Genomic DNA, 6,727 nt, shown 5'->3' on the forward strand with positions numbered 1-6,727 from the left:
GGGATTATCAGACGGTGGGGGGAACGTGTAATGACAGAACTGAAAGAGTTGTTGGGTCAATTATTATGGGGCAGACTGCATGCTGCAGGACTTTTGAGCAATTTCCGGGGTGAAGATGCAGCTGTAGCAGAAATACCTGATTCATTGATCGAGCGTTACGAAAGATGGTGGAGGGAGAGTTTTCTTTATTTGCGAAAATACGGTTATTGCACCTCTACTGACGCTGTAAATCCCTTGATTCAGACCAACGATACGGACCTGGCTCATGCATGGAAGGAATGGGATAGGAAAAAATTGCTGTGGCTATCCGATCCAAATGTGTCTTCCTACATTCCACTGCTGGATGCCACGCTCCGAGCACTGCCGGACATTTTGACTGGTCAGAAGTCCGCAACCGACATTATTTTTCCGAATAGTTCCATGCAACTGGTGAAGAACATTTACATGAACAATCCTGCTGCCGATTATTTCAATGCCGTTTTGGCAGATCGGGTTGCAGCTATTATAAAACAGCAACTTGTGCGGGAGCCGAGTGCACATATTCGCATTGTGGAGATCGGAGCTGGAACAGGAGGCACGAGCCAGGCGGTTTTTAACCGTCTGAATGATTTTTATCCCCATATTCTGGAATACTGTTATACGGATCTTTCCCAGGCTTTTTTAAGTCATGCCCAAAAGGTATATGGCCCGCGTTATCCGTACCTTACATACGGAACGTTTGATTTGTCCAAACCGGTGTCCACCCAATCTTTGCAAGCGGGGACCTATGATATAGCGATAGCAACTAATGTCATGCATGCTGCTCCTAATATTCGCCTTGCCTTAAGGAATGTTAAGGCATTGCTCCGTTGTAAGGGTGTCTTTTTGATTAATGAAATTACCGAAAATACGCTTATGAATCACCTTACGTTTGGGTTATTGGATGGGTGGTGGAGCTATGTGGACCCTGCTCTGCGTATTTCCGGAGGACCTTTGCTTGAACAGGAAACTTGGAAAAACGTATTGTTATCCGAGGGGTTCGGGGAAGTTCAGTTACTGGCTCACACTGACGAATTCAAGGGCCAGCAAGTGATAATGGGGACAAGCAATGGCGTGGTACGTCAGCAAACCTTGAAACATGAGCAAACGGTAAAACATCAGGTCCAAAGTCAAACGAGCCGTAATTCGCAGAATATGCAGGAAAAACCGTCAGAAATCCGGTTACCTGAATTGGAGAGTTCACGTTCATCCGCAGAAAAACTGAAGTACATAAAGGAAGTGCTTGTTCGGACACTATGCGAATCTTTGAAAGTTGAGGCACAGCTTATCGACCATGAGGAGGCTTTTTCCGATTATGGGGTTGACTCCATAACGGGTGTTCGATTAATTCATTCGATTAATGAACGATTGGGAACGGAGCTGTTCACCACTGATATTTTTGATTTTCCTTGTGTCAACCAGCTTGCACAGTATATTGCCCCTATGTATCAGGAGAAACCGCTGGAGCCAGAACAACAAATGGAGTTTCATGGAGGTTGCAGTGCCGAGAAGCCCGACGTTCAACGAACTGAACGGATTAGTGAAGAGCGAGAGTTCACGTTGGATGATGCCATGGAGAGTCATTCCGATGGCGATATAACATCCCCCGGTTCCAACAACAGACACAAGGATATTGCGATCATTGGCTACAGCGGCAGATTCCCGCAATCGGATAATGTGGATGAATTATGGGAGCATTTGGCCGCAGGTCATGACTTGATTCAGCGTGGGGCGCGGTGGACTTCGGAACAGACAGGATCATCCTTAGAGAAAACGGAAAATAATCATGGAGCTTTTTTGGAAAATAGCGACTCTTTTGACCCCTTGTTTTTCAAAATCTCCAATGTTGAAGCAATGCATATGGACCCGCAGCAGCGATTGTTTCTGGAGGAATCGTGGAAAACCCTTGAACACGCTGGATATGCAGGGGAACTGATTCATGGCCGCAAATGCGGAGTCTACACCGGATATTGCGGAGGAGACTATGAGAAGTTGATCGGTGAACAGGCACCTGCACAAGCTTTTTGGGGTAATGCTGCATCCATCGTACCTGCCCGGGTATCCTATTTTCTGAATTTACAGGGGCCAGCAATCGCAGTGGATACCGCATGTTCTAGTTCGTTGGTTGCCATTCATCTGGCTTGTCAAGCTCTATGGTCAGGGGAAGTGGAGCTTGCTCTGGCAGGTGGAGTGTTTGTGCAATCCACGCCTGATTTTTATAATTCTGCTAGTCGGGCGGGCATGTTGTCCCCTGCTGGAAGGTGTCATAGCTTTGATGAACGTGCAGACGGTTTTGTACCGGGTGAGGGTGTTGGGGCCGTGTTGCTCAAACGGCTGGAGGATGCCATCCAAGATGGCGATCATGTACACGGGATCATCAAAGGCAGCTGTATCAATCAGGATGGGAGTACCAATGGTATCACAGCCCCTAGTAGAGCTTCGCAGGAAAGACTGGAACGCCAGTTATACGACCAGTTCGGTGTTAATCCGGATCAGATCCAATTGGTTGAAGCACATGGTACTGGAACGAAGTTGGGTGATCCCATTGAATTCGATGCGCTGAATCGAAGTTTCCGGAAGTATACAAGTCGTTCACAATATGCTGCACTAGGTTCGATCAAGTCCAATATGGGACATTCCATTGCAGCAGCGGGCATAGCCGGTGTGATCAAATTATTATTGGCCTTGAAACATCAACAGATTCCGCCATCCATTCATTATTCCAAAGCGAATCCCGATATTGATTTTTCGAAAAGTCCATTCTATGTCAATACTCAATTAATTCCATGGCATACACCCCCCGCACAAAAAAGGGCTGCACTTGTAAGCTCATTTGGCTTTAGTGGAACCAATGCTCACCTTGCCATTGAGGAGCCTCCCGGAGAGTTGTCTCCTTTAATACATAAACCGGGTTATCTATTGGTGTGGTCTGCACAATCGACAGGACAGTTGAGGGAACAAGTGAGACGAATTGCTCAGCATTACAGGAAAGTGGGAGCCCAGCTTGATTACGCAAGCACAAGCTTTACTTTGATGACGGGGAGAAGGCATTTGGAGCATCGGGCAGCCTGTGTAGTCCAGCATTCGGACGATCTGGCCTCCATTTTGGAACAATGGCTTGACACCGGAGGTTCATCACAGATCTACACGACGGATTTATCAGGCCAGCCATCCCAAGAGCAATCCGTTCTTCGACGTTTTGGCAATGAATGTATCCAACAAATAGCTACCGAATCATTAGATGATTCGCGATATGTTGAAAACCTGCATACTATTGCAGAACTGTATGTACAAGGGTATGAATTGGATTATAACCGGCTTTATTTGACAGAAAAGTATAAAAGAATACCTCTGCCAACGTATCCTTTTGCACGGGAAAAATATTGGGTGAGGTCTGGGATAGTGACGAGGTCCATTGAAACAGATGTAAAAAGTGAGATTTCGAATGTTGCTTCTGACAAAAAAGACGAGAGAATAGCAAAGCTTCTTTTGAAGCAATGGAAGCATTCGGCAGTTACAAATCCTGATCCTGGGCATGGAAAAGTTATGGTTGGATCTACACTGGAAACCGTTGGGCTTGCCAATAAACTTTCACAAATGATACAGGGCAGCCAGGTTGTGCTTCTGAGTGAGGAGGAGCAGGACTCTGGATGTTTGCTCGATGTTTTGATGAATTGTGATGCTTTTATAGATCTGTCAGGCTGTGGCCGAAAGATGGAAGCAGAAGAAATGATGCTGGACAAACTGATCTACTGGATAGCACGGCTCCAACAAATGATTGATACCCGTGGTCACAAAGAATTAAAACTGCTTGGAGTCACCATGGGCCTAGAGTCTTTCCAGAACCAATCGATTCATCTGGGTGGAGCAGAACGGGCTGGGCTCTACAGGATACTCCAAAGTGAGTACAGTCATATTATTTCGCGGCATATCGATGTGGACCCGAGGGACAGTGAGCTTGATATCGCAGCACAGATCGTTCAGGAGTTAACTCATGCAGGGAAGGAACAGGAGGTCTGTTATCGTGAAGGACAGCGGTACAGTGCTTATCTGGATACACTCGATAACATGAATATACAGCAGTTGAATCAAACCCGACTTCCTTTTTCATCCAATCATGTTCTTTGGGTAACTGGGGGCACACGGGGTCTCGGCATGCTGTGTGCGCAGCATGCCGTCCGACACTACGGGGTCCGTAAACTTGTTCTGATCGGTCAGACCCCATTTCCATCTCGACATGAATGGGAGGCGCGACGCAGGGACAAAGACGAGATTGGCAGCAAAATAAGAGATATCCTGGAATTGGAGAAACAGGGCGTACAGATTGAAGTGTTGTCTCTTGATGTAGGTAATAAGGAGAAACTTCTGGAGGCTGCAAAACATATACGTTCAACGATGGGCGCAGCCGGAGGAGTAATTCACGCAGCTGGCATAGCCGACATGGAGAATCCCGCCTTTATTCGTAAACCGCTGGAGTCGATTCGGAACGTATTGTCTCCCAAAATATTAGGCACTGTAGCACTCTATGAATGCTTCCGTCACGATCCTTTGCAATTTTTTGTCCTGTTCTCTTCTGTGGCTGGAGCCATTTCGAAACTTGGTGTCGGACAAAGCGATTACGCTATGGCTAACACCTACATGGATTATTATGCCGCAGCGAATGCCCATACCAGTCCACTTATCAGTATCCAATGGCCGAACTGGAAGGAATCCGGGATGGGTGAGTTTCCAAGTCAAGCTTATAACGAAACCGGTCTGCTTAGCATCACGGATGAAGAAGGATTGAAGCTGCTGGACTGGGCACTAATCACTCAACCAGGTGCAGTCATGCTTCCGGCAATCGTGAGCAGCGAATTCATTGACACTGAGGGGAAATCGGGAATTTCCAGAGTGGTGAAAGCAGAAACGATGTCCGAAATACCTATGACAAGTGGTGTTCCTTTTTCTGATACATTCGAGATATTACAGATGAAATTAAGTTCCATATTCGCCGAGGAATTGTGTATTGAACCCGAGAAAATGAACCCGGACCGATCCTTCGAACATTTCGGGATGGATTCAATCTTGATTGCTCAGCTGGCACGCCGGATGGAACGCGAACTTCAAATTCCTGTGGTGGAACCTGGTCTTTTTTTGGACTATCCAACGATTGCAGGACTGACAGGGGCTTTGCTGCAAAAATACGCAACAAGTCCACGTACATCTCCCGAACAGATCAACAGACATGAGGCTCGACAGATTCTCCAGCCGCCCAAAGATCGTTCTCGATCCCGAGTGGCCATCATTGGAATGGCCTGTCATTTCCCGGATGCGGTGAACCCGGAACAATTTTGGAACAATCTAAAAGCAGGCAAAAACAGTATACGTGAAATTCCGTCATCCCGGTGGGATTGGAGAACGTACTACCATCCTGATGGCAAAGCCGGGAAAAGTATGAGTAAATGGGGGGCTTTTCTCGATAAGTTGGAATGGTTTGATCCCGATTTTTTCGGAATGGATCATTCCCTGGCAACTCATCTGGACCCTTTGCAAAGGCAGTGGCTTGAGGTTAGCGCTGAAGCACTTGCAGATGCAGGATATGGAAAGAGTCAGCTTGAGTCGCTTGAGGTTGGTGTGTTTGCAGGGGCAAGAACAGGTCATTTCATGAGCAAAATACGTCGGGACAACAAACAAACCATTATTGGTACAGGTCAAAATTTTATTACGGCACATTTGGCTCATTTATATAACCTCAGAGGTCCCAACATGGTCGTGGACACCGCTTGTTCCAGTTCCCTAACAGCCATCCATCTGGGTGCCCGGAGTTTGCAGAATGGGGAAGCAGATCTGGTGATCGCCGGTGGGGTTGAAGTTTTATTGGATGAGACCCCTTATCTTTCCCTGACTGCATCAAAGGTGCTGTCACCAGATGGACAATGTAAAACCTTTGATGCCTCCGCTAATGGAATTGGGGTTGGGGAGGGCTGTGGAGTAATCGTCATGAAACGATTGGAACAGGCCATAACGGACGGTGACAAAATCTACGGAGTGATTGATGGCTCTGCGATTAACAATGATGGTCATACAATGGGCGTCACCACACCGAACCCCCAGGCTCAGCAGTCGTTAATCGAACGTGCCATCAAGGATGCAAATATTGATCCGGCTTCAATCAATTATGTAGAAACACATGGAACAGGCACGGTCATTGGAGATCCCATTGAGCTTAAAGCGTTAACCCAAGTGCTGGGAACCAGTATGAAAAAGGGGGATCTTTGCGGTGTGGGAAGTGTCAAAAGCAATGTGGGACATCTGTTGAGTGCAGCAGGGGCAGTTAGTATGATCAAGGTTTTGCTAAGTATGGTACATGGTCAGATCCCGCCCAGTTTAAATTGTCCGCATCCGAATCCAAGATTTCGGTTTGAAGAAAGTCCGTTATTCCTTGTTCAAGAACTTACACCTTGGACCAATAAAGTGTTGCGTGCGGGTGTCAGCGCGTTTGGACTCGGAGGAAATAACGCTCATATCCTTGTCAGCAATGAAGGTGTACCAGACCCAAATAAAGCAACACTGGAACCTCGTTTCAATCGCATTATCTGGAACAGAGCCCGGTTTTGGCCTGATGAGGTTGAGGAGAAAAACTTGGTGTTCGGATCGTCTTCAGGACAAACCCATCGTAAGCCTGAGCATATGCTGTCTTTCTTCACACCGAAAAAATTGCAGTAAGGGG

General features: G+C 47.0%; 1 protein-coding gene. It reads left to right on the forward strand.

Annotated features, from left to right (window positions below; genetic code table 11):
• Window positions 1-30: 30 nt before the first annotated feature.
• Window positions 31-6,723 (forward strand): beta-ketoacyl synthase N-terminal-like domain-containing protein, encoded by a 6,693-nt coding sequence (locus tag MKY66_RS12965; RefSeq protein ID WP_076217156.1) that lies wholly within the window; start codon window positions 31-33, stop codon window positions 6,721-6,723.
• Window positions 6,724-6,727: the final 4 nt, after the last annotated feature.

The organism is Paenibacillus sp. FSL R5-0766, assembly GCF_037971845.1.
Classification (GTDB): domain Bacteria; phylum Bacillota; class Bacilli; order Paenibacillales; family Paenibacillaceae; genus Paenibacillus.

Bases quoted from the DNA above. Each gene is read 5' to 3' on its own strand.
- MKY66_RS12965 (WP_076217156.1), top strand. From the start codon at position 31: ATGACAGAACTGAAAGAGTTGTTGGGTCAATTATTATGGGGCAGACTG.